Source organism: Paraburkholderia sp. PGU19, assembly GCF_013426915.1.
In the GTDB taxonomy this organism is placed as follows: domain Bacteria; phylum Pseudomonadota; class Gammaproteobacteria; order Burkholderiales; family Burkholderiaceae; genus Paraburkholderia.
On sequence record NZ_AP023179.1, the window covers coordinates 519,817 to 543,601 of the forward strand.

The 23,785-nt window shown below is 59.4% G+C and carries 24 protein-coding genes and 3 pseudogenes; 17 read left to right on the plus strand and 10 right to left on the minus strand.

Going from position 1 to position 23,785, the window contains the following annotated elements; genetic code table 11:
- Positions 1–223: 223 nt before the first annotated feature.
- Together H1204_RS02300 and H1204_RS02305 are read right to left on the minus strand one after the other, a co-directional pair.
- Complete coding sequence (locus tag H1204_RS02300; protein ID WP_180729647.1) at positions 224–2,287, minus strand: hypothetical protein; 2,064 nt, start codon at positions 2,285–2,287, stop codon at positions 224–226.
- 666 nt (positions 2,288–2,953) lie between these two features.
- Positions 2,954–3,262, minus strand: a complete 309-nt coding sequence (locus H1204_RS02305; RefSeq protein ID WP_180729648.1) for a helix-turn-helix transcriptional regulator — start codon at positions 3,260–3,262, stop codon at positions 2,954–2,956.
- A gap of 273 nt (positions 3,263–3,535) precedes the next feature.
- On the opposite strand from H1204_RS02305, the gene H1204_RS02310 reads away from it, so the two are divergent.
- The 5 genes from H1204_RS02310 to H1204_RS02330 all read left to right on the plus strand — a co-directional run bounded on the left by H1204_RS02310 (position 3,536) and on the right by H1204_RS02330 (position 7,073).
- Positions 3,536–3,802, plus strand: a complete 267-nt coding sequence (locus H1204_RS02310) for a hypothetical protein (RefSeq protein ID WP_180729649.1) — start codon at positions 3,536–3,538, stop codon at positions 3,800–3,802.
- Positions 3,799–4,158, plus strand: coding sequence for an HAD domain-containing protein (locus tag H1204_RS02315; RefSeq protein WP_180729650.1), 360 nt, complete (start codon positions 3,799–3,801; stop codon positions 4,156–4,158). Before H1204_RS02310 ends, H1204_RS02315 begins: the two co-directional genes overlap by 4 nt.
- Before the next feature lie 721 nt (positions 4,159–4,879).
- Positions 4,880–5,284: a hypothetical protein gene (locus H1204_RS02320; protein ID WP_180729651.1), complete on the plus strand. Its 405-nt coding sequence runs from the start codon at positions 4,880–4,882 to the stop codon at positions 5,282–5,284.
- A gap of 409 nt (positions 5,285–5,693) precedes the next feature.
- On the plus strand, positions 5,694–6,086 hold the full coding sequence (locus H1204_RS02325; protein WP_243468596.1) for a DUF6088 family protein: 393 nt from the start codon (positions 5,694–5,696) through the stop codon (positions 6,084–6,086).
- A 60-nt stretch (positions 6,087–6,146) separates the two neighbouring features.
- Positions 6,147–7,073, plus strand: coding sequence for a hypothetical protein (locus H1204_RS02330; RefSeq protein ID WP_180729653.1), 927 nt, complete (start codon positions 6,147–6,149; stop codon positions 7,071–7,073).
- A 258-nt stretch (positions 7,074–7,331) separates the two neighbouring features.
- Here H1204_RS02330 and H1204_RS02335 read toward each other — a convergent pair whose 3' ends face one another.
- Positions 7,332–7,598, minus strand: coding sequence for a hypothetical protein (locus H1204_RS02335; RefSeq protein WP_180729654.1), 267 nt, complete (start codon positions 7,596–7,598; stop codon positions 7,332–7,334).
- 205 nt (positions 7,599–7,803) lie between these two features.
- Between H1204_RS02335 and istA the strand changes: the two are divergent.
- The 3 genes and pseudogenes from istA (at position 7,804) to H1204_RS02350 (ending at position 10,274) form a co-directional block, all read left to right on the plus strand.
- A pseudogene (gene istA / locus H1204_RS52915) lies at positions 7,804–9,302 on the plus strand (IS21 family transposase).
- The gene (gene istB, locus H1204_RS02345) at positions 9,289–10,062 is read left to right on the plus strand and encodes an IS21-like element helper ATPase IstB (RefSeq protein ID WP_180729655.1); all 774 of its coding nucleotides are present in this window, start codon (positions 9,289–9,291) and stop codon (positions 10,060–10,062) included. Before istA ends, istB begins: the two are co-directional and overlap by 14 nt.
- The gene (locus H1204_RS02350; RefSeq protein ID WP_180729656.1) at positions 10,059–10,274 is read left to right on the plus strand and encodes a hypothetical protein; all 216 of its coding nucleotides are present in this window, start codon (positions 10,059–10,061) and stop codon (positions 10,272–10,274) included. The genes istB and H1204_RS02350 overlap by 4 nt, the downstream gene beginning before the upstream one ends.
- 501 nt (positions 10,275–10,775) lie before the next feature.
- On the opposite strand, the gene H1204_RS02355 is transcribed toward H1204_RS02350, so the two are convergent.
- Both H1204_RS02355 and H1204_RS02360 read right to left on the minus strand, forming a co-directional pair.
- Positions 10,776–12,119 carry an alkaline phosphatase family protein gene (locus H1204_RS02355; protein WP_180729657.1) on the minus strand — a complete coding sequence of 448 codons (1,344 nt, stop codon included), beginning with the start codon at positions 12,117–12,119 and terminating at the stop codon, positions 10,776–10,778.
- A gap of 590 nt (positions 12,120–12,709) precedes the next feature.
- Positions 12,710–13,375 (minus strand): hypothetical protein, encoded by a 666-nt coding sequence (locus H1204_RS02360; protein ID WP_180729658.1) that lies wholly within the window; start codon positions 13,373–13,375, stop codon positions 12,710–12,712.
- Positions 13,376–14,000: 625 nt separating this feature from the next.
- On the opposite strand from H1204_RS02360, the gene H1204_RS02365 reads away from it, so the two are divergent.
- Entirely contained in the window at positions 14,001–14,159 is a 159-nt protein-coding gene (locus H1204_RS02365; protein WP_007745052.1) for a hypothetical protein, read from the plus strand.
- Between the two features lie 148 nt (positions 14,160–14,307).
- Here H1204_RS02365 and H1204_RS02370 read toward each other — a convergent pair whose 3' ends face one another.
- From H1204_RS02370 to H1204_RS02380, 3 genes are read right to left on the minus strand one after another with little or no spacing between them, the layout of a single operon-like run.
- Positions 14,308–14,805, minus strand: coding sequence for a TPM domain-containing protein (locus H1204_RS02370; protein ID WP_180729659.1), 498 nt, complete (start codon positions 14,803–14,805; stop codon positions 14,308–14,310).
- Positions 14,806–14,807: 2 nt separating this feature from the next.
- On the minus strand, positions 14,808–15,665 hold the full coding sequence (locus H1204_RS02375; RefSeq protein ID WP_243468542.1) for a YgcG family protein: 858 nt from the start codon (positions 15,663–15,665) through the stop codon (positions 14,808–14,810).
- Positions 15,662–16,288, minus strand: coding sequence for a LemA family protein (locus H1204_RS02380; RefSeq protein ID WP_180729660.1), 627 nt, complete (start codon positions 16,286–16,288; stop codon positions 15,662–15,664). Before H1204_RS02380 ends, H1204_RS02375 begins: the two co-directional genes overlap by 4 nt.
- Before the next feature lie 335 nt (positions 16,289–16,623).
- Here H1204_RS02380 and H1204_RS02385 point away from each other — a divergent pair, with 335 nt between their 5' ends.
- From H1204_RS02385 to H1204_RS02405, 5 genes are all read left to right on the plus strand, one after another.
- Positions 16,624–17,133: a hypothetical protein gene (locus H1204_RS02385; protein ID WP_180730846.1), complete on the plus strand. Its 510-nt coding sequence runs from the start codon at positions 16,624–16,626 to the stop codon at positions 17,131–17,133.
- 120 nt (positions 17,134–17,253) lie between these two features.
- Positions 17,254–17,514, plus strand: coding sequence for a DUF2933 domain-containing protein (locus tag H1204_RS02390; RefSeq protein WP_180729661.1), 261 nt, complete (start codon positions 17,254–17,256; stop codon positions 17,512–17,514).
- Entirely contained in the window at positions 17,498–18,154 is a 657-nt protein-coding gene (locus H1204_RS02395) for an isoprenylcysteine carboxylmethyltransferase family protein (RefSeq protein WP_180729662.1), read from the plus strand. Before H1204_RS02390 ends, H1204_RS02395 begins: the two co-directional genes overlap by 17 nt.
- A gap of 19 nt (positions 18,155–18,173) precedes the next feature.
- Positions 18,174–20,573, plus strand: coding sequence for a heavy metal translocating P-type ATPase (locus H1204_RS02400; RefSeq protein ID WP_180729663.1), 2,400 nt, complete (start codon positions 18,174–18,176; stop codon positions 20,571–20,573).
- A 133-nt stretch (positions 20,574–20,706) separates the two neighbouring features.
- Complete coding sequence (locus H1204_RS02405; protein ID WP_180729664.1) at positions 20,707–21,024, plus strand: P-II family nitrogen regulator; 318 nt, start codon at positions 20,707–20,709, stop codon at positions 21,022–21,024.
- A gap of 64 nt (positions 21,025–21,088) precedes the next feature.
- On the opposite strand, the pseudogene H1204_RS52920 reads toward H1204_RS02405, so the two are convergent.
- Both H1204_RS52920 and H1204_RS02410 read right to left on the minus strand, forming a co-directional pair.
- A pseudogene (locus H1204_RS52920) lies at positions 21,089–21,229 on the minus strand (DUF6691 family protein); the annotation flags it as partial.
- A 39-nt stretch (positions 21,230–21,268) separates the two neighbouring features.
- Positions 21,269–21,364: pseudogene (locus tag H1204_RS02410) on the minus strand (YeeE/YedE family protein); the annotation flags it as partial.
- Between the two features lie 136 nt (positions 21,365–21,500).
- Between H1204_RS02410 and H1204_RS02415 the strand changes: the two are divergent.
- From H1204_RS02415 to H1204_RS02425, 3 genes are all read left to right on the plus strand, one after another.
- Positions 21,501–21,908, plus strand: a complete 408-nt coding sequence (locus tag H1204_RS02415; RefSeq protein ID WP_180729665.1) for a hypothetical protein — start codon at positions 21,501–21,503, stop codon at positions 21,906–21,908.
- A gap of 87 nt (positions 21,909–21,995) precedes the next feature.
- Positions 21,996–22,283: a hypothetical protein gene (locus H1204_RS02420; RefSeq protein ID WP_180729666.1), complete on the plus strand. Its 288-nt coding sequence runs from the start codon at positions 21,996–21,998 to the stop codon at positions 22,281–22,283.
- Positions 22,280–23,785 carry a TolC family protein gene (locus H1204_RS02425; RefSeq protein ID WP_180729667.1) on the plus strand — a complete coding sequence of 502 codons (1,506 nt, stop codon included), beginning with the start codon at positions 22,280–22,282 and terminating at the stop codon, positions 23,783–23,785. Before H1204_RS02420 ends, H1204_RS02425 begins: the two co-directional genes overlap by 4 nt.

The window sequence follows — 23,785 nt, forward strand, 5'->3', positions numbered from 1 at the left end:
GGCTTTGCAAGCCTCTCGTAGCTTGTGGCGTAAGCAGATGCATTTTGCCACGGAAAGGAGTTGAGGCCTGCGGGTGACGGGGGAGGAACGTCGGTGACGTGTGGGGACGTCGTCCGTGAGTGTGCTGCCATGGACACGCGCGCTTCAAGGTGTGACGGACCTATGGAGTCCGCGGAATCTGAGACCGTGTGAAGTGGCGCGCGTCTTGGACGGTTACCGTCCCCTATCTGCGCGCCTCGTCGAGTTCTCGCGTGGCTTGGGCGACGCCAGCATGCAGCGTGCGCAACCCGTCGTCCACTTTCAGGTGCGCATACGCCTTAATCACGGTCGCGAGCTTGTCGTGCAGCAGTTGAGCCACCGTTAGGTAGTCCTGCGGATGGCGCTTCAGGTGGTCGGTGGCGATAATGTGCCTGAACGCATGCGGCCGGAAACCATTTCCCTCTGGCATATAACGGGCAGTCACTACATTTATGCGCGTGGCCATACTGTCGGCAATCCAGTTTCCGGCCGGCTCAATGTCCAGCGCTGCGTAGCCTGCTCCCCGGTTCGGCCCTTCAACTCCGGGCAAGAGCAGATAGTCAGTTTCCGCGCCGAGAAGCTTTGGACGTGCCTCTGACAAATAGCGCCGAATCCATGGCGAAACGGTCGGCTCTACCGCCGAGTCGTATTCCTCGAAGGCCGCACCCTTTTGGTTTTTGAAGTCGCTCGGGTCGAAGTGAATCCGCCAAGTACCATCCGTTGTCTGATACAAATTCGGACGACTGCCACGGAAGCGCATGATGCTGAATTGAGCGACGCGTAGCGGATTGCTAATAAGCATCTTGCAAAAAAGGACATCGCGAATCCATGCGGCGTAGTCTCGTTCGTGGGCTTGGGGCGGCTCGTCTGCTTCGAGGTCGCGCACGAGTTTTACCAAGCGCTTGAGGGGAAACACGTCTCCCAATATGGTTTCGACGCGTCGTCCAGGGCTACGCGTGCAGCGCACGGACGAGACCGTGACAGACTTTTCCAGGTTGAGCAACTCACGATGAGCTTCTTCGCAATACGAGCGCCATGCAGTCTCACGATTCAATTGAGTCGCAATGATACGTGCACGCGCATTGCCGGCGGCACACAGGTCGTCGACAAACTCGGGGTGAAGCCACAGAAACCCTGTGTCAGGACGCAAGTGCGACCGCGCGTTATTCAACAGTGTTACGACTCCATGGTGCGTGACATTGCCAGCCCGCGCACGCAGAAATTGAACATAGGACTTGATGTGCGCGGTCGATGTTAGCCACGCAAGAGTGTCCGCATGTTCAATAGGCACAGTACTTCCACGAACCGAATGCGTCGTGATGAAACCAAGGAACGGCGCAAATATGGCCCAATGTATCCCGGCTGTAGCGCACACAGCTCCGTCGCACATATGCGCCCACCCTATGCGAAAGCCGGAGCTTTCCACTGACTTCAAACGCCAACTATTGCGGGCAGTTACACCTTCCCGAGACATGTCCGTTTTGAAGCGAACTAGCTCGTCCCACTGACACATCAGGCGTGCGGTTGGGCGCAGCATTGGGCAGGTGTTTTTTGTGGAACGTTTGGCCTTGGTCGGCGACTCCGAGATTTCACTTTTTCGGCGTTCGTAACGTGCTCGCCGCCGAGGCGGTAATCGATTCGCCAGACAGTCCGCCGGCAGCCCAAGCGCGGACTCCAGACCGGCAATCCTGGCATAGCTGGTCTCGTGCTGAGGCGTACCCTTTCCATGACACCACTGGCCCAGCACCTGCGGGAGAATTCCCGATAGACGGCCAATCTGCGCGAGTGTTTCACCGCTTCGGTCTATGGCGTAAGACAGCGCATCGCCGAACACTGGCGGCAGGAGGTCATTTATAGACAGCGCGTCGTACAGCTGCTTTAGTTTCTGAATTTGTTCCTGGCGGTCTTTCTGGGTCCGTGTTGCGAGCGTCAACGCGATTTCATCTTCGTAGCGGCGGAAGCTTTGGGCAAAGCCCCTTCCCAGCTCCTCACCAATCATGTCGCCTGCGTCCCGTTTGGAGGAGCGCATCCAGCCATGCAATGCGGATACGATATTCGCGATACGCTGGCCGGACCACGTCGCGGAAACAAGGAGCTTACGGATGTGCTCCTCAAATTCTTTGTAGGTGAGTCGGGTGTGTCCTTGTCCTTCAGAGGGGCTGACAGGAATCACTTCGGCTTTTGTACCTTGTTTGTTGGACGCAATCATGGGGAGCGTCCGGGAGGAAATAACGGCTTCGTTAAGCATTTCGTAACGGCTGAAATCCATGCACGTCCCGCCGAGCTTTGAAACCCGCGAACGAAAACGTGCCGAATTTGGTTCACAAACAGGAGGACCGCCGCCGTTATGGCATTTGCGGCGTCCCGCGGCGCAGGGGATGCATTGGCTCGCCAGCGGCACTGTTTTGCGAGGGCAAGTCAACGCGGTCCTAGCTCATATAGCGACGCCAAATTCAGTGGGATTTTTTAGAAGGTGGGGGAGCGCGCCGCGGTGTGAATGCGGGTTCGGAGTATCACTTTCCGCCGACAGAGGCACGTACGGTAGAGCGCCGACACAACCGCTGAAGCTGCGTTTGTTGTCTGGAGAAGGCGATATGCTGGTCTGGGGCGCGGGAGAAAGCCACACGCTAGGGCCTCTCGAAGTCCGCGCAGGGGCACTTTGTGGATGGCCTTTCAGGGAAGGGCGCGGAAGAGCTTTGGCGTTTGGGAAGCTGCGCTATACAACGGATGAAATCAGCGCCCACTTCGCCGTACCGCTACCTTGACGCCACCGACCTTGCCGACATCCTCGGCCTCTCGGTGCGCACAATTACCTTGCGAGCAAGACACCGCCCCTGGCTCCTACCGCCGCTCGCCGCACTTCGTGACCGTGAGTTGCTCCGTTGGCGGCAAGACGTCGTCGACTCGTGGCTAGACAAAGATTCAAGCAAATCGCTCAAATTTTAGGCGAGGCGCGCCGAGCTTTTTTAACGGCTCGGCTCTCAGCCGCGACAGGCTCGTCCTCTCCCTCAATTTTTGACAGCAACTCAGCTGGGTCCACATGAAGGGCGCCGGCTAGCTGCCCAATGTTGTCGAGGGAGATATTTGTAATCATCCGCTCAACCTGGCTAACGTAGGTGCGATGCAATCCCGCTAGGTCGGCCAACGCCTCCTGCGAGATTTTTTGCGTGGCCCGTAGTCGCTTTAGATTTTTCGAAAGCCGGCTCCGTAGTTGGGCCTGCATAGGCTTCAGCTCTTCTTTCATATGGCTGAAGCATCGCCCAACGCATCGAATGTATCTACAGCTTAAGCATCGACATAGTTTGCGTCTACAGAGTTTACATCTACATGCTTTGCATCTACACTTGGCCTTGAAACGATGTTCTTCACAGGCTTCCGCCGGACGTCGCTTCCAAATTTGACCTGAACTGCTCGGGCGACCGAAGTTTTTTGGTGAAAACCGTGGAAAAAGTGGCCGTGGCGGTTCAAGTATTCCGGCGCGCCACTGGGCTCATGGCACGACTGGCAGGATTTGCGAATGGTTATCGCTGATGCACGCGACCTGATGTCAGTTGCCGAGGTCGCGCAGCTGTTATTCGTGTCGCGTGGTTATGTGCGCAATAGGCTGTTGCGTAAGCACGTGCTGCGACCGGTTGTCTTGGTTCGCGGCCGCAAGTTCGTAGTGCGCGCAAAAGCCGAGGCATACCGACGCAAGCGCCAGAGAATTGCACGCAGGGCGCTGCGCGAGCTAGCGCGTATATCTCAGGGTGTCAGACTGTACGACAACACAACGATGAGCAGATGAGCGATGTTCGAACGCCTCCGTCTGCTGTGCCTCCGTCCTGGGTGCGCGTCTACAAAAGTGTCGCAAGAGTTGCACGGAAGCTGCCGCCAGAATTGTGCGTCCGAGTGATAGGGGCGACGTATCACGAAGCGATGTATGAGGAGTCGTTCCGGCAGGCGCCGCGTGGTATGCAAGTTTGGTCTGATGTCTTGCGCCGCAAGCCCGATGATTGGCTAGCAGTTGACGACGATTACCTTCATTGGCCGACGTGGTGTCGCGACAGGCTAGTACGGACGCACGAGGTTCCCGGAATTAGCGCTCCGGTGGTGTTGGCGGAACTGCGAGCGAAATTGGCCGCAATGTATGAGCAGGAGTAGTGATGGCGGTTTACGCGGTAGATAGCACAACGTTTCGAGAGAGCGATGACATCGTCATCGGAGTGTACGCAGGAAAATTTGGCAGCAACCTGCAATGGGCTCATGTCTTATACGGCCGTTGCGTACAACACTGGGGTGCTCCCGACATATGGTCTGACGCCTATCTGGCCTTGTACCGATATGAAAGCGCACAGCTCGTGCTGGACGACAATCCGGCGGCGCCTCGGGAGCAGGTAGCGTCAACTAAGCGCACGCGCGTGACGCACGTGACTTGCTTCGTCGAACGCGAGTGTAGACGTGTGCAAGACGCGGCCGCGCGCTTCACGGTATCCGTCGACTCCGCGGGGCGGGTTAGGGGGGAAGCTGTGGCCACTGGCCAGTCAATGATAAAAATCGCGCGCATGCGCGTCGACCCATCGCACTCGGCTACGGAAATCGGTCTCGCCGTGCTGCTTCACCTAGCGAGCAGGGAGCACCACCCAGCGGTCACGGACCTCTTGCAACGTATGCGCCGCAGAGACGAACAGTGAAGCTCTACCCGGCATGGTCTGGCATCGGCTTGTGCGTTGAAAACCGACACAGCGTCGAGAGACAACGACACCGGTGGGCACGTCAATTATTGTGTTGGGCAGGTGCCTGGACGAGTGTGGTAGAGACGGACTGGCCTAGTGGGTACCGGTCGTTTCTTCTTGTGAACCGCGACATGGTTAAGAAACAGCCCATGGAGCGCAACAGACAGGAAAACATGGAGAAAGGTGACAGCAGTCGAATCGCTATCAGTCGCGGCTATTTGCACGATGCGCGGCGCGAAGAATTGTCGTCTTCAACACGCCTCAATTGCGCCTGGGAAGCGATGTACTTTTGTTGTTGTGAATTCGCTGCCGGCAGAGGTCGTGATGTAGATGGACTTGAACATCCGGATGCCAACGTCGTCGGACAACTACTGCAGGTACTCTCGCTGTCGGCGGGCGAGAGTGCCCTCGTTGAGGCCCTTTTCCGGTGGTCATCGTGCCGACACTTGCTTTTCCCCGAGCCTTGCTCTCTCGAAGAGGCTTGCGCCGTTGCGGAGCACGTCCTCAGTCAAACTGTGGCACTGCTAGCCGAGATGAAAACAAAGACGAAGTAAATCATGAAAGTGTCCGAGTTATTGGAATTGCTGCGCGAGGCAGACCCTGATGCCAGGGTGATGCTCCTACCGTATGGCACTACTGAGGCAGATGCCCACGAAGTCCGCTGCATTCATCCTGGTGACGTTAGTTGGACTCGGGAACGCGGCTTGGACAAAGGCCGCGAATACGAATTTCTGTACCCAGGCGAGCCCCACAGAGATGTTCGTACCGAATGTGAGCAGGTTGCGTATGAAACAGTCTCGGTCGTCCTGCTCGTAGCAGAAGAGGAGTTTCGCGTTCGGCGCGCCCCGGCTGATTAACGGTTGATGTTGTCCACAACTGGGCTCAGACCTTCGCCCGGTGACTCTGCGCTGACGTACGCCAGCTGGCCTAGGACAATTCGCGATGAAACTGGAAGCACGCGTCATGCGCTCGATTGCCCGGCGGAGGGGTGTTGTAATTCTTCGCTCCGAACTGGCTGACCTCGGGAGTCCAGCGCAGTTGAGCCGCGTTCTCGCGGCATTGGTCAAAAGCGGAAAGCTCGTACGCGTCGGTAGGGGTGTCTACGCCAAAACGCGAATCAATCGGTTCACGGGAAGACTTGCGCCGGCCGCTACTTTCGAGGCAATCGCATCAGAAGCCTTTCGCAAACTGGGCATCGACATCACTCCCGGCACGCTGCTTAGCGAGTACAACGCAGGGAAGTCCACGCAAGTGCCTATCACTCCAGTGGTATCGACCGGAACGCGTCGAATCAGTCGAAAAATCCAAGTCGGAAGGAAGGTTGTTATATACGAGCGCCGGAGCAAACCACGCTGACCCTCGTGACAGTGCGATGCAGTGCGTGCGACAGGAGTCTTGACATGATAGGAGGCTTACATGTCCACGAGCGGTTGGGACATCGCCTTGCGACGCATCGACAGCGAATTCGACGTTCCTCAGTTCGTCGCGTCATCGCTTGTGCGCAAAATCGCCGCGAACAAATTCCGACTGGCTCCCGCGGACCGCAGCAAGTTTCAGAAGTTACCGGACGAGGTGATTGCTCGCATAGAGCAAATCGTTCGAGAAGCTTACCTCGAGGCCGGCGAGGATGTTGGCGGCGAGGTTTTGCGCGAGCATCTTTGGCAGCAAGCGTTGACCGCGCGGCGGGAAATGATTGCAAGCGGCGAGCTGATTTCCGAAGCCGACTTCCGCCAACGCATCGGCGTCACTCCACGGCGTCTCATCAAACTGCTGACAGACGGCAGCGTGTTCACGCTGGAGGTCGACAACGTGGAGTACTACCCAGCACTGCTCGCAGAACCGGGCATTGACCACAACAGATTGCAGGCAGTTTGCAGAATCATTGTTCCGGCGCCGCCAGACTCCCGGCTGGATTTTCTAACGTCACGGCGTGGAAGCCTCGGTGACCGCAGCCCCCTACAAATGCTCAGCAACGACAGTGATTTCAAATCGTTGCAACAAGCGGCTGCAGCGTGGGCAGCAGAGTGGTCACGCACTGCCGTCAAAATGTACGAAGGCCTGCACGACACCGAGCCGATGGATGTTGACCCACTGTACACAGCAATTGCAGAAATTGACCCTCGGAAATCATTGTGGGAACGTGCATCCGAAGCGCTCCACGTGCACGGGTACCAATGGCCGCTCGGGCCGTATCCTGACGTTCGAAAATTTTCTCTGTTTGTCGAACGATGTGAACGCCGGTCTAAATCCGACACTAAACGACGGCGTTTCGGAATTGAGCCGTTAGACGACCTATTCTCGTTGAGCAGTGTGTGGGGAACACGTACAGCAGGGTATCGATGACGCTTTGTGCGTCGTAAGGAGCCCGTAGGGCGAGTGCAGACGCGCAAAGCGCGTTGAGGATGACGGCGGGGAGCGGTTGCGGTAGAAAGGCGCAGCGCCGAAGAAACCACTGGCGCGACACCGGTAAACCGCCAAGTTCACCCCGGAGTCGCGCCACACAAGTCGCAATGCAAAGCCACGGGGCTTAACAGAGGAGCGCGTGCAGCCGCAGTATTCCACGGCTCGTGCGCCCCTGTCTATCGCATTGTCTTCGGCGTTCTACGGGGATCGCCGATGACCGAAGGCAATGCCGGTGGCATGCTGCCCACGGGCCGTTTCTTCCTGTGCGCCCGCTGCCGCACGCAGGTGTTCATTTGCCGCCGATGTGATCGAGGCCAGATCTATTGCGCCGGCGGCTGTGCGCAAGCAGCCCGGCGCGCCAGCTTGCGCGAAGCGGCTCAACGTTACCAGCGCTCTCGCCGCGGGCGTCTTGCCCATGCGCAGCGCGCCCGTCGCTATCGGGCGCAACGCAATAAAGTGACGCATCACGGTTCACCTGCGACGGCGCCCAGTGCTCTACTGCCAGCGGACTCGATGCACGCCGCTGGCACTCATCGTCGCGTCACAACCTCGGTACCGGCGACGAAGCATTGCCACCTATGCGGCTGTGCCTGTTCGCCGTTCGTGCGCCTTGGCCCGTTGCGCCGTCGAGCTCCTCATTGCATCTACCGATTCCGAGGAGGCTCTGACGGTGACGATTGACGCTGAACTCGAAGCCCATATCCTGCGGCTCTACCACGTCGAGAAGTGGCGCTGCGGCACGATCGCGCAGCAACTGCACGTGCATCGCGGGACTGTCAAACGTGTGCTCGCACAGGCTGGCCTACCGCGCCACGGTCCGGCGCCGCGCTCTTCGATGATCGAGCCGTACCTGCCGTTCATTCGCCAGACGCTCGAGAAGTACCCAACGCTTACCGCCAGCCGCCTGTACGGCATGGTGCGCGAGCGCGGCTATCAAGGTGGCCCCACGCACTTCCGGCATCTGATCTCGCTGCATCGGCCACGCCCGGCTGCCGAAGCGTATCTGCGGTTGCGCACCTTGCCCGGCGAACAGATGCAATGCGACTGGGGGCACTTCGGCCACCTGCAAATTGGCCGCGCGCGCCGGCCCTTGATGGCCTTCGTGATGGTGCTCTCGTACTCGCGCGACCTGTATCTGCGCTTCTTCCTCGACGCGCGCATGGAGAACTTCCTGCGCGGTCATATCGGCGCCTTCACCCGCTGGGGCGGGCTCGGCAGGGTCATCCTCTACGATAACCTCAAGAGCGCCGTGCTCGAACGCCAGGGGGACGCCATTCGTTTCCACCCGACGCTGCTCGCCTTCGCCGCGCACTATCGCTTCGAACCGAGACCGGTGGCGATTGCGCGCGGCAACGAGAAGGGCCGCGTCGAGCGTGCAATTCGTCATGTCCGCGACGCGTTCTTCGCGGCCAGGCAGTTCACCGATCTGGACGATCTGAATGCGCAAGCCGAGCACTGGTGCCGCACGCAGGCAGCCGATCGCCCGTGCCCGGAGGATCGAGCGATCAGTGTGCGCCAGGCGTTTGCCCAGGAGCAGCCGATGCTGCTTGCGCTACCGCAGAACCCGTATCCTGTTGAGGAAACGCTCGCCGTCAAGGTCGGGAAGACGCCCTATGTACGCTTCGATCTAAACGACTACTCGATCCCGCACACGCACGTGCGGCGCACGCTCACGGTACGCGCCGATCTCGAGCAGGTACGCGTGCTGGACGGTGCCGATGTCATTGCGCGTCACGATCGCAGCTACGACCGCGGCGCGCAAATCGAAGAGCCGGTTCACATCGAGACACTCGTCGGCGTCAAACGCGAGGCTCGCCATCATCGTGGCATGGATCGCCTGGCCAGGGCCGCCCCGCCAGTCAGGATCTGCTGCGCCGCGCGGCCGAACGCGGTGCGAACCTGGGCACCATCACGGCAGCGCTGCTGCGCATGCTCGATCGCTACGGCGCCGCGCAATTGCAGGCCGCGATCGGCGATGCGCTCGAAAGCGGTGTGCCCCACCCGAATGCCGTGCGCCTGGCGCTGGAGCGCCGTCGCGAAGCGCGTCAATTACCCCCGCCGCTGGCCGTGTGCCTACCGCCGCACGTGCGCCAGAAGGACGCGCCGGTTCAACCCCACCGGCTCGATACCTACGATCAACTTGCTGGAGGTCCCGATGAGCTCGCTTGAATCATTACGTATGCGTGCGCAGGAATTACGTTTGCACGGGCTGCTTGCCCACTGGCCCGAGGTTGCGCATGAACCGTGGGTCGCGCCGCTGGTGCAGTGGGAGGAAGACGAACGGGCGCGCCGATCACTCGAGCGGCGCATCAAGGATGCGCATCTGGGTGGCTTCAAGGCGTTGTGCGACTTCGACTGGAGTTGGCCGTCGCGGTGTGATCGCGGCGCCATCGAAGATCTGATGACACTCGGGTTCCTGAAGGACGCCGCGAACGTCGTGCTCATCGGCCCAAACGGCGTGGGCAAGTCGACACTGGCGAAGAACGTCGCGCATCAGGCACTCGTGCATGGACACACGGTGCTGTTCACCACCGCCGGCAATATGCTGGGCGAACTCGCTGCGCTCGATAGCGATTCAACGCTGCGCCGGCGCCTGCATCGCTATGCTGCGCCCGACGTCCTTGTAATCGACGAGGTCGGCTACCTCTCGTACTCGAATCGCCACGCCGATCTGCTGTTCGAGCTGATCAGCCGGAGATACCAGAACAACAGCACCATCGTTACATCGAATCGACCGTTTGCCGAATGGCACGAGGTGTTCCCGAACGCCGCCTGTGTCGTGTCGCTCGTCGATCGCCTCGTGCATCACGCCGAGGTCATCCCGATCGAAGGCGAATCGTATCGCTTGAAGGAAGCGCGTGAACGGGCCGAAAAACGCGCCCGCCAGCGCAGTCCCGGTAAATCCGCCAAAGGAGGCGAGTCCTCATGAAAGCCCCGCCGCTGCCTTCCGGCCGCACCCGCGGCTTAAGCTTCATCGTCCCCGCGGACTGGACGCCCGAACAGGCGCTCGCCGTGTTTGAACTGCTCGACGACCTGCGTGAAGTGATCTGCGCACGCTATCTGTCCGACATGCAGCAGGTCCTGCGCCAAGATCGCCGGCAACGCGAGCCGCCGTTCAACGAGCACGACCCGCCGTTCTGATCAACGCTGCGCATACAACGAAAGGGGCCCGCGCGGCCCCTTTGTACTTGAGTGAACCGCTCAGCCTTGCGCCGTCGTTTAGCGTCGCTTTTACACCGGCGCTAACAAACGACAAGCCGCCGGGCATTCCGCGCCGATTCCAGAGGCTTGCGTGCAAATCGTTGTCGACGGCGACTACCTCCAAGTCCGAATCGTCGCTGCCCCGGGCTCTGTGCTGCATTCATCAACGATGCCTGGTAGCAAGGACAAGAGCTTTATCGAAGTTGCAAAGCGTGTCATCGCCCACCTCCTCGCGATGAGCGCGGGCCGCTAAGGAGCGGTGTCAAATGATAAGTCGCATCCGGCCAATTGCAACCAAAGTGCTCGTGGACGAGGATAGCTTGACTGTCATCCTAGCGCACGCACTTTCAAGCGCGTCCAACACCAATGTCAATCGGAAGACGTAAAGCTCCGCGACGGGCTCAAGGCCCGTCGCTTGAAGCAGACACAGGTACACCTGTGCTAGTGGTGTGCGTATAGCGGCAGGAAGGGGTCTTTTGCTCGCGGTGAGCCTTCGCTCGATGGTCTCGGTTCACTGCCCACCGCGACGGGTTGAGGACATTTCGGGATGTCAGTGCGCGGTGCCGCAAGACTCAGCATCTTTGCGAAGTCGTCCGCAGCGCGCACGCGCGCGGTCAAGTTAAGCTCCCCGTTGAGACCGAGCAGCTTGTCCGTTGTCTTCAGAATCGACGTGTGGTCATACTGCGAATGGTCAATGGTCCCGGCCGGAACGAAGGGGGAGACGACAATAGCCGGTACACGGACACCCAGCCTGTCAAAGGCGAAGTTGTGTGTCTTCAGGTGACCGTTCTCGGCCGACCCGGGCGGTTCGGCAATCGGAGGTGTCACATGGTCAAAGAAGCCGCCGTGCTCATCAAAGACGATTAGCAGAACGCTGTTGGGCCAGAGGCTCGACTTGCTGATAGCGTCGTACACTTGCTTGACCAGCGCTTCTCCGCTGCGGACATCTCCGGCGGGATGCATCGAGTTGCCGTTGCGGAAGTCGTTCTTCGCATCGTACGTGGGTTCGATGAAGATGAATTTCTCGGTCAATGAGTTGCTGGCGAGCCGAGAGATGAGCGTATCCATCCCGACGAACCGGTTAAGGACGTTTTGCATCCCGTGGATGCCGCGCGCCTGCGCAACGTCGCCCTGCACGATAAGCCAGTCCGACGCCTGTAGCTTTGAGAAAACCGTGCCGTTCGGAAATGTGAAGAGCGGCGCGTTGAAGAAGATGGCTTCCACCACCTGCGCGTCGCTTGGCGAGTGGTCGAGTCCAGACGAGGTTCCGGCCACGGCAAAAAACCGATTTGGCCACGTCGGGCCCGGCATTGAAGCAAACCAGTTGTCGCACACCCCGAACTGGCTGGCCAGGAAATTCAGGACCGGAAGCTGGTCAGGTGTGAACGCATTGAAGGCATCCGGCACTACGTCTGAATGGTCCTCATACGTCGCGGCAAACCCTGTCGTTGAAGTGTCCGTTGCAAACGGTGGATAGCCAGTGACGCCGCACACGAACGAGTCGTTGCGCACCGTATCTCCACTGGCGACCTGCAGCCCACACAGCTGAACGCAGGCGTCTGTGAATTCGTGACCGGGGTCGAAGCCGAGGGCGTACGGAGCTCCCTTACCCAAAGTGTACGAAGTCCCGGTTCTTCCGAAGTTGACGATGGGAGTAGGGGGCAGTCCGTTGGCGGTTGTTGCCTCGCCCGTCGGTGTTTTGCCTGTCAGGTTGGACCACCCGAACACACTGTCATAAGAACGGTTCTCAAGCATGAGAACAAAAACGTGCTGTATTGCCGCCATGTGTGACCTCGGAATGTTATTGCCCTGCGCCTTCCAGGTCGGCGGGCCGCCGATGAGGAAAGGAACCCAGGCCGTTAGTGTCCAATTCGACTTCGCCCCAACTATTCTTGAGCAAAACCGACTGAAACGTGTTTATTTATATGTGGATTACGCAAAAACGCAACGAGGAATAAGCTCGATGCGACGTGGTCTCGGCCAAAGTGGAGAAGGCGTGCGGAGGCGGTCCAAAGGACCGCGCGCTGCCGCATCTAAAAAGACTATCATCGATTTAGATGGCTCGATGTCTCTATGAGAGCGTCTCTCGAACTAAAAAAGTTCAAAGACATCTTTTAGCGAACGACTTTATATTCGCAGCGCCCAAATTGACAGAGCCGGACAGCGGGATAGCACTCTTATCGGGATGGTCGTCGTAACTGACCCCCATGTTTGTTGCTCCTGGCAGCCGGATACGTGGCAAATTGCTCCATCTGTTAGCCCGAAGTGAAACCGACCAGTTAACGCAGCTTACAGATGGAGGCGAGAAAGCCGATATCCAACGTCTCGTGAAACAGGGCTTATGCAGGAGCGTGCCTCGGACGGCGACTGCCGTCTCACCACTCCTTCATGGTTTTACTCAGGAAGGTTCCGACCATCCCTACGCCTAGCCCGAAGGACGCAGTGCTAAAACCGCCTGATGGCACCTCCGAACCGGCGTCGGCCGCTATGAGTGCCAACCCACCAAAACCGAGTGCTATCAAACCCCACCTATTTCTGGTTTTCGTGTCTCGCAACGATGATGAGGCCTCCGCGCTGGCTTTGCAGACGACATCACGCGTCTGACTGATATCCCTCTCAATGAGTTTCGGGTCGGGCTTCTCGGCAATGTCATTCCGAAAGTCTTTTGCTCTATCGAGAATCTGTCCGGCAGCTTCGTTGCTGACGCCTATCTGTTTCAGTGCGGTGGCTTCCGCGTCGACGAAGCTTCCTGCGAACGAGCGTGCTGCCTGGAGCGCCTCGCGTTGTTCGCCGCCGCTCTTTTTGGACTTTGCGTACAGCGCTTTCTTGAAGGACTCGTCGCTACTCAGACGTTTGAGCGCATTGCATCCCTGTGCATAGGCCTTTGCGACCTCTTCGGGGCTGGAATTTTCGTTTAGCGCGTATATGGCGTTCGTCGCGTCCCCGATGTAGCCCAGCGGCGATTCGGCGTAAGCAGGTGCGAATAACACGAACACTATGGCCGTCGGAATTGCCACTGACAGTATGCGAGCAAAGGGCATGGGTGCCTCCAGCCGACATGACGAACACGGCGTGAGCAAAGCGAAGGAACGCTAACGTTTCGACACTTTATAGAAGGTCGGGGACCATCGTGCAAGGCCGAAATCCGCAGCGGCGCCTTTGAGGGCTCTCGGGGTTGTGGCGTGTATGTACGGTCCGGGACATGCGCCAGCAACCGACAAACACTCCGTCGATGTGTCAATAGCTGGGGATTCGTACGGAAAGGGCCAGCGCATGCTCCATAGCGCCGAAAAACAGAAATGCCAGCCTCCAGGGCGGGCAAATCCATATTGTGAAGACATGAGGCGTGTCGAGTTAGGGAGCGTCTAGTTCGCTGCGGTGCACCGTCACCGCCCGTCCGACCACGTTAAGAACGCCGACAGATGGCGGGGGCCCGCGGGCGCCCACCGGGCTGAGGACAGCGACTCGCAGCTCGTTCCCCAAGCAACCGTCTGCGGCCATGATGTCGTAGGGAACATTGAACGCACGTTACCGCAGGGCCCTCGAGACTGGACCGATTTTTTGCCGAGCGTCTATTGGTTACGCTGCTTTCGACCCTTGATTCTCGCCAGCACGCCACCTATTGTGGAAAGGTGCCATAACGGCACGAGACATAAGGAGTACACCATGCCATCGCCCAGAAAGGCCTCGCCTGCTCACGGGGCTGAAGCCGAGATGTCGAGCAAAAAGAAGGTAGCCTCGCCGGCGAAGGCCGCCGGAAAGGCGCAGGGCGAGAAAAGCCCTCAAATGACCAAGCAGCGACCCAAGAACAAGTCGAAAGCCTGAAATGGAAACGCCCCAGAACCGGGGCGTTTCCATTTGGTGACGAAGCCCATCACCTCCTCCCGGAAAGAAGGTAAACCCACGATGCCGGCCGGCGGGTAGTAACGCGGGTTGCGCCCGTGATGCGCGAAGTCGGACGTGGCGCATCGAGCTACATGACGACAGGAGAGTTCGGCAAGTCTTCTCGTGGTGGCCTATGCGCCGGGAAGTGATTCTTGAGCAGTACCGTGACCTGTTCGACTCCCCGTACGGCGCCCGCTTGGTATTTGCCGCGCTGAAATTCTGACTCCATCATCTGGCAGACTGCTTCCCATTCCGCAGCAGAGACCCGAAGATGAATGCCTCGGTCCGCAATGATTTCAACATCGCGGTCTGCGAGAAGCAGATAGATGAGAACTCCGTTGTTCTGCTCGGTGTCCCACACCCGAAGCTGGGAAAACACGTCAATTGCCCGTTCGCGTGCAGTCAATCCATCAAAAAGAGCGGCATTGTGCAATGCGCCCTCGACGACGAACCTCACCTGGCCCACGTGGGCCTTGTGACTCTCCTGAATGGTTTTCTCGATGACCGACAGGGTACGTGGTGGAAACGCGGCGTTGACCCGCCAGTGGGTCATCAGCAGATGCCGGATGATACGTTTCAGGTCCATGACTACCACCTTCCCGAGGCACCACCACCGCCGAATCCGCCGCCACCGCCTCTGAAGATATCTCGGCTTGAACGGCCGCCGAACCCGCCTGACCCTCCACCAATGTACCGTCCACCGACGTAGGCACCCATGCCGCCGCCGACAAGCGTGAATAAGAGCGCGATTGCCCCGGCGGCGACGGCGACGAAGATTGCACCCGAAAGAAGCCACGCCAGCACGCCGATGATACCGCCCGTCACTAGAGCGCCAGGCAACCGACCGAGCAAGGCGCGCAGTAAACTACCGGCAACGACTGCCATCACGAACAGTATTGGCAGTAGCCGTCCGATTCCATCGGACTCGCTGCGACGCTGCGCCGGAGCGGGTAGCGGTTCGCCATTGACGACACGGATAATGCTGTCAACGCCGGCGGTGATGCCGCCGTAGAAGTCGCCCTGCTTGAACTCGGGGACAATCACTTCACGAATAATCCGGCTACTGGTCGCATCGTTCAGTGCGCCTTCGAGACCATATCCGACCTCGATGCGCAGTGAGTGGTCGTTCTTCGCGACAATCAGCAACGCTCCGTCATCAACCTTGCGCCGCCCGAGCTTCCATTGCTCGACCACGCGCATTGAATACTGCTCGATGGTTTCAGGCTGCGTGGTAGCGATAATTAGAACGGAAATCTGGGGTCCCTTGCGGGCCTCGAATTCTTTGAGGGTCTCCTCGAGTGCAGAGCGCTGCTCGCTCGTCAGGGTTCCCGTCTCGTCTGTCACGCGGCTAGTCAGCAAGGGGATGGGGACTTCGGCGCGAGCTCCCGTTCCGGCGAAGGCCAGTGTGACAGCGACCATCACCAACAGTAAGCGGACGATGTTCAATTGTTCACTCCGCCTGCCGACGCAGGTGTCGCTCCAAAGTCGACGCGCGGCGGCTTCGAAATCTCAGCTTCATTTGCAACGGAGAAGTTCGGCTTTTCCTGATACCCGAACGCCCTTGCCGTCAGGTTGTTCGGAAATGACCTAACGGTCGAGTTGTACTGCTGCACCGCCTTGATATAGCGTGTGCGCGCGACCGCAATCCTGTTCTCCGTTCCTTCAAGCTGGGCTTGCAAATCTCTGAAGTTCGCGTCCGACTTGAGTTGCGGATAGTTTTCCGACACCACCAGCAGGCGGGAGAGCGACGTTGTGAGCTCGCCTTGCGCCGATTCAAATTTCGCGAACGCCTGCGGGTCAGACTGCAACTCCGGTGTCGCCCGGATAGAGCCGACCTGCGCGCGAGCCTCAGTTACCTTCGTCAGAACCTCCTTCTCCTGATTGGCGTATCCCTTGACCGTATTGACGAGATTCGGCACAAGGTCGGCCCGGCGTTGATACTGATTCAAGACTTCCGACCAGCTTGCCTTGACCTGTTCATCTTCGGTCTGGATGGCGTTATAGCCACACCCGGAAAGACCGAGCACGACTGCCACAAGCAGCAACCCCAAAAGCGTTCGCATCCTCATGTCTCAGTCCGGAAAGGTGAGAAACTCGGTCAATTTGGGCCCGGGTGAAACGGAACGACAAACTGCCACCGACCGGGCCGGCCGTGTCGACACTGAACAGACGGTACACCGCCGGTATCTGCCCTTTTTGACTCAGGTCAACCAGTCCCACTCTGACTGGGGCCGGAATTCCATGAACGAGGAATTCGCAGACCGAATGCGTGTAATCCTGGTCGGGCACGCGCACCTGGAACGACGTAGCTTTGATGTGCGTCAATCCCGTTCCTCTCTCTGCGCGTAGTTTGGAAACTGGCACGCATTCGTGCTACGGCGGGACGATTATGTGGGAGTCAATGATGAAGAGAATCCTGTCAACCGTGGTCATCGCGATGACGCTGTTTTCCCCATTACTGCACGCTGCGTCCAAAGACGCAGGTGCTGCGCAGGCCGCCCCCAAATCTCAAACCCAGAAGCCCGCTGAGTTCGACAAGAATCTGGCGAAGTTGCAACAACTGATGACGCAGATGCAAGGTCAGATGGACCAGATTCGCAAAACTCAGGACCCGCAGGAGCGGCAGAAATTGATGCAGCAGCACTGGGACACGATGCAGAGTGCGATGAACATCATGCACAGCATGTGGGGGAGCGGGATGATGGGGCAAGGCATGATGGGGCAAGGCATGATGGGTGGCGCCGGCCCAGGTTGGGGACGTATGGGCGGGTACTACTCAAACCTGACGCCCGAGCAGTTGCGGCAGCGCCAGTACATGACCGACCAATATCTCAAGATGCAGCAGGAGATGATGAATAACATGATGTGGCATCAGCACTACTGGATGGGGCAGCCCCCCGCCAGTACGCAGTGAGTTCGCGGTTTTCGGTTGCGGTCCGGTAGGCATTAAGGCGCTAGCACGCGGGCCCGCTTGTACCGTCAATTCCTGGAAAAGAGCCCACCAGCCACGCAAATTCAATACGGGAGAGGTTCAATGAACGAGGTCCAACACGACACGCGTCCCTTCTGGAAATCACGCTCGGCGATTGCATTGCTCGTGTTTGCAGCTATCGCGCTGTTCCTGCTTTTTTCCGAGCATCGGGCGCATTTCCTCGGTGTGCTTCCGTACCTCTTGCTACTGTCCTGCCCCCTGATGCATCTCTTCATGCACCACGGTCACGGCCAGAGGCATGACAGGTCTGTCAGGAAGGACCAGACTTCTGATTCAGGAGGCAACCATGAGCAGCATGGGTAGCGGCTACGGCTTGTGGGGTCTCGTCCTCATCAATTCGCTGGTTTTTATCATCTTCGCCTTCAGCTTCTTCAAACCAGCGACAAAGCGGGACTGGAGGACCTTCGGCGGCTTCTCAGCGTTTATCGTCGCGCTCTTTGCCGAGATGTACGGATTTCCACTCACCATTTATCTCCTGTCCGGCTGGCTGCAAGCGCGATTTCCACAGACAAACCTGTTCTCGCACGACTCAGGTCACATCTGGTGGATGATGACCGGCCGGCATGGTGACCCGCATTTTGCCCTGCCGCACATCCTCAGCATCGTTTTCGTGTTCGGCGGCTTCTATCTGCTGTCGAAGGCCTGGCATGTCCTGTATGAGGCGCAGCGAAACGGCAAACTTGCGACCACAGGTCCGTACGCAAAAGTACGCCACCCGCAGTATGTCGCTTTCGTGGTCATCATGTTCGGCTTCCTGCTGCAATGGCCAACGCTTGTCACACTCCTAATGTTCCCCGTGCTGGTCTATATGTACGTGCACCTCGCGATACAGGAAGAGCGCGACTCTGAGGCGCGGTTCGGGGACGCATGGCGCGAGTATGCAGCACATACGCCGCGCTTCGTTCCTCGGCTCCCACAAGACGACACGGTACACGTCCATTGACACCAGCGAGGCGGCTTCGATGGCTCTATTGCACATGCACGCACACGATGGCACGACTCACGAGGATGAGGGTGCCGTCGCCGAGCCTGGTGATATCCGGATGAAGGACCCGGTTTGCGGCATGCAGGTCAAGAGCGACTCGACTCATCGCCAGACTTATCAGGGGTACACGTACCATTTCTGCAGCAGCAACTGCATGGAAAAATTCCAGGCGTCGCCCCACACATACGTGCGACCGACGACGAAGACGCCAGCGCCCGAACCCGCCACAGGCGTCATCTACACCTGCCCCATGCATCCGCAGATACGGGCCACCGCGCCGGGTGCATGCCCCATTTGTGGAATGGCGCTCGAGCCACTTACTCCGGCCGTCGCGGAAGAGCGCAACGTCGAACTTGAGTCGATGACGCGGCGCTTCTGGGTGGGGCTCGTCCTGTCGGTTCCGCTGCTCTTCATGACAATGGGGAGGATGATTCTGCCTTTCGATATCGATGTGGCGCTAAACGGACTGTCTTCCGGGTGGCCGCACTGGATGAAGGCATCCTGGTCGCAGTGTGTCCAGGCATTACTGGCGACCCCCGTCGTAGTGTGGGGCGGCTGGCCATTTCTGACGCGCGGCTGGAAATCGTTCATGACCCGACAGTTGAACATGTTCAGCCTGATTGGACTGGGCGTTGCCGCAGCATACATATTCAGTGTTTTCGCGCTGCTTTTTCCCGATGCGTTGCCAGAAGCGTTCAGACACGGACATGAACTGCCGCTGTACTTTGAGGCCGCGGCTGTCATCGTGACGCTCGTGCTGCTTGGACAGGTGCTCGAACTTCGCGCGCGGTCACGCACTTCAAGCGCCATTCGCGACCTGCTCAAGCTTGCCCCGCACACGGCGATTCGCGTTCGACAGGACGGCAGCGAAGAAAGCGTTCCCCTCGAATCGGTCACTGTAGGCGACACACTCCGCGTGAAGCCGGGTTCGAAGATACCGGTGGATGGCGTGGTCATCGAAGGGCGCTCCAGTGTCGACGAATCGATGATTACGGGCGAATCGATTCCCTCGGAGAAGCTCCCCGGAAGCAAGGTCACCGGTGCCACGGTGAATCAGACTGGAACCTTTCTCATGCGTGCGGAGAAGGTCGGCTCCGACACGCTGCTCGCGCGGATTGTGCAGATGGTCGCGGAGGCGGGCCGCTCACGCGCGCCGATACAAAAGCTGGCTGACCAGGTTGCGGGGTGGTTCGTGCTCGCGGTCATCGGTATAGCGCTTGTCGCGTTCCTCGTCTGGGCTGTCGCAGGGCCCGCTCCGGCCCTCGCCAACGCGCTGGTCGTCGCCATCAGCGTTCTCATCATTGCGTGCCCGTGCGCGCTCGGCCTCGCCACGCCGGTGTCGATTATCGTGGGCGTTGGCCGTGGCGCCCAGGAAGGCGTGCTTATCAAGGATGCAGAAGCGCTCGAACTGATGGAGAAAGTCGACACGGTTGTCGTCGACAAAACCGGGACGCTGACAGAAGGCAAACCGTGTGTTCAGAAGGTAGTCTCCCTCAAGCCCGCGCAGGAGCAGGTCATACTCGGCTACGCGGCGAGCCTGGAGGGGGCCAGCGAACACCCACTCGCACAGGCAATCACGACCTACGCGAAGGAAGCCGGTGCGGCGACATCGAAGGTCGAAGCGTTTGACTCGATTCCAGGAAAAGGCGTGACGGGAAGCATCGGCGGACACTCCACTTCGTTGGGCAATGCTCGACTGATGACTGACCTGCGCGTTGATTGTGCATCGGTCGAGCACGAGACGAACAACTTGCGTGAGGCCGGGCAAACCGTCATGTATATCGCAATAGACGGGGAGCTGGCCGGCTATATCGGCGTGGCCGACCCCGTCAAAGGCACGACGCCAGAGGCCGTGCGTCAGCTCAAGGCATCCGGGGTCCGGATTGTGATGCTGACGGGCGACAACCAGGTCACTGCGACGGCTGTTGCGAAGTCACTTGCGCTCGACGACGTCAAGGCGGGCGTTCTGCCCGAGGACAAGTACCGGCACGTGCAGGAACTGCAGCAGCAAGGGCGCATCGTGGCCATGGCTGGCGATGGCGTGAACGACGCACCTGCGCTTGCTCAGGCGAATGTGGGCATCGCGATGGGTACCGGCACCGATGTCGCGATGAATAGCGCGCGGGTCGTGCTGGTGAAGGGCGACCTGCGTGGTATCGCGCGGGCCCGCACGCTCAGCGTAGCGACGATGAAGAACATCCGGCAGAACCTGTTCTTCGCGTTCGCCTACAACGCTGTCGGCATACCGGTTGCCGCTGGCGTACTTTATCCGTGGCTTGGCATCCTGTTGAGCCCGATGGTCGCCAGCGCTGCGATGGCGCTGAGTTCTGTCTCGGTCATTGGCAATGCGCTGCGGCTAAGAAGCGCGAGAACGTGAATCACAGGCAGTGCGCCAAAAGCACAACGCCTTCGGCTTGACCACGCCGTAGGCCGAAGTCACCTAGGGAACTCGGCATTCCACCATCTGGTGCCCGCTACTTGGCGTGCATCGCATTTGAGGGGAGGCGAATATGGAACTGAAATGCGTTGTCGCCATTGTGCGGCCCGACGTGCTTGAAGTGCTGGAGCGAAAGCTCGCGGCCATTCACATGCATGGCATCACCGCGACCCGTGTACGCGGGTTTGGCACACATCCGAACCTGTTCGCGGATGACTGGACGACCGAGCACATAAAAATAGAAATCTTTGCGCGCGCGGAAGACGTAGAGGCGCTGGTCACGACAATCATCGATATTGCCCACGTCGGTGCAGTCGGTGACGGCGTTGTTGCAGTGCTTCCGCTCGACAGGTTCTTCCGGATTCGCACCCGGTCTGAGGCGACGCCTTAGGGCATTGTCGACCCGCCCGCCGCCTGGCAACGGCAAGGATGATGGCAGGTATCCTGGCGCGTCTTTACGCTTGCTCCATGGCTGACTTCGCGCGCTCGAGTAACTCGAAGACGGTCATGCCCGCGACCATGGCCGCTAGGAACCCAACGGCCTTTGGATAACCCGCGCCCAATGCGACCAGCGCGGGACCCGGGCAAAAACCAGCGCGCACGAGAAGCGCGGCGAGCACCGCCACATCAGCCTTTCGTTGCAGGAAGACGGTGACGAACCCCGCCGCCATGAAAGTCGCGGTTGCGACCAGCGACCGGATGGACTCGCGTGAGAGGCCGCACACGCCGTGGCTATGAAACCGTCCCATCCGACCGTTGACCTCGCCACGATGCAAGCCGCCGCGTCGAACGCCTGCACCATCGAGTTACACACCGAAACGTTCACGTGCTTACAGACGTCTTAACCCCATGCTAGACTTTGCACCCATGTCTTACTGGCGCAAACTCTTTCTCGTCGTGCTGCTTGCACTGAGCCTTCCGGTTCAGTCGTTTGCGGCCGTCTCGATGATTTGCGCTCCTGCGGAAGTGGCAGGCGACGAATCTGCTACTCACCAGTTCGGCCAATCTGGGCCGATGGACGAACATGAGGTCGTAGCGGACGTTGATGACCACGACGGCCACGACCATAACGGCCACGACCATAACGGCGGCCACCACGCTCACGCGTGTCTCACCTGCGCATCCTGCTGTGTTGGTGCAGCGTTACCGGCCGTGTCTGCAGTTTCCGCTTCGGCTGACCTGACTCATTTCTCTGTCCCAATGCCTGCAGACGCCGGCGTCGCGTTGTTCCTGACCGGCGGCATTGAACGTCCTCCCCAGTCCATTCTCGTCTAATCCACGCAATCGCGGCCATTTGCTGCGACCGGAAAGTCTTTCTGGAGCCCGTCATGGTCTCCGGATGGTTCACGACGAGAAAAATTCATGCGAACAATATCTGCGGCGCTTATCGGCGCGGGCGCAGTGTTGCCGTTGCTCGCGCACGCTGCTTTGCCCGACCCGACAGATGCCGGGGCATCGGTTCCGGCTGTCACCGTGCAGTCCGCGTTTGACGGCTACAAATCCTGGCAGGACGGGGAAACACCCGGCTGGCAACAACTGAATCGCGCTGTCGCGCCCGGTCAAGGCAAGACTGGAGCGAAGCACGGTCAACAAGCCGAATCGCGACAAGAGAGCAAGAGCGGGCACGAGCACGGCGGTGAGTCGAAATGATTCGATACCTCGCTCCGAACTGCGTGGCATGCATCGCTATCGCGACAACACTCCTCGCCGGCTGCACGACGTTCTCCAAGGACGGGGGATTCAACGCCGTATCGACTACCGCGTCTGAGCGGCTTGGCAAGGATGCGGTCTACGTCAAAACCGACGAAGACCGTGACGCCGTTTTCAAGCGTACTCAGGAACTGCTGTCGAAGCCGCTCGGTATGGACGATGCCGTTCAGGTCGCGCTGCTGAACAACCGAGGACTCCAGGCATCGTACGCCGAACTCGGCATCTCCGAGGCCGACCTCGTGCAGGCGGGCCGTCTGCCCAATCCGGGTTTTACCTTCAGTCGGACGCACTGGAGCGATGGCATCAGCATCAGCCGGACCTTCTCGATGGGCGTACTGGGCGTGCTCACTCTGCCGGTGGCGACGCGCATTGAGAGTCGCCGGTTTGAGGGGACGAAGCTCGAGACGGCCAACGCGATGCTCATCGTTGCTGCTGATGCCAGAAAGGCCTACGTCAACGCCGTAGCTGCGGAGCAGTCCGCTCTTTACGCCACCCAGGTCAAGGACTCGGCGGAAGCTGGGGCAGAACTGGCGTTGCGCATGCGTCAGGCCGGCAGTTTCAGCAAGCTCGACTATGCGCGCGAGCAGGCCTTTTATGCGGAGTCGGTCGCACAACTGGCCAAGACCCGACAGCAATCGGTCGTAGCCCGGGAGAAGCTCACGCGCACGATGGGCTTGTGGGGTGCAGGAACCCAGTACAAGCTGCCGGACCGTTTGCCTGACCTGCCGAAGGACCGGCCTCAACTGAATGACGTCGAGAGCTTCGCGATGCAAAACCGCCTGGATATTCAGGCGGCGAAGCTGAGAACACAAGGCGTTGCAACTTCGCTGGGGCTGAGCAAGGCAACCCGTTTCATCAATGCGCTGGACGTCGGCTATCTCGACAACTTCGAGACCGACAAGGGGCACGAGCACGGGTACGAAATCAGCGTCGATATTCCCATCTTCGATTGGGGCAGCGCGAAAGTCGCACGGGCCGAAGCCATCTACATGCAGTCGGCGAACCGGCTCGCCCAGACGGCGATTGATGCCCGGTCCGAGGTTCGCGAGTCGTACTCCGCGTACGTGACGAGCTACGACGTTGCCAGGCACTACCGCGATGAAGTCGTGCCTGTGCGCAAGACCATCTCCGATGAAATGCTGCTGCGCTACAACGGCATGCTGACCAGCGTATTCGAACTGCTCGCCGATTCGCGCGACCAGGTTGCGGCCGTCAACGGATACATCGACGCACTGAAAGACTACTGGCTTGCGGAGACGGACCTTCAACAGTCGCTGGGCGGCCGGCTTCCGCCGCTTGCCATGGGGCAGACGCCCGACATACTGCGCGGCGCTGAAGCGCCAGCTCCTGCCGCACGGGCAGCACCGGCTCCGATGCAGGACTCGCCGTTGCCCGCTCCCGGGACGCAGCCCGCGTCGCCGATGAATTCAGAAGGTAAATGA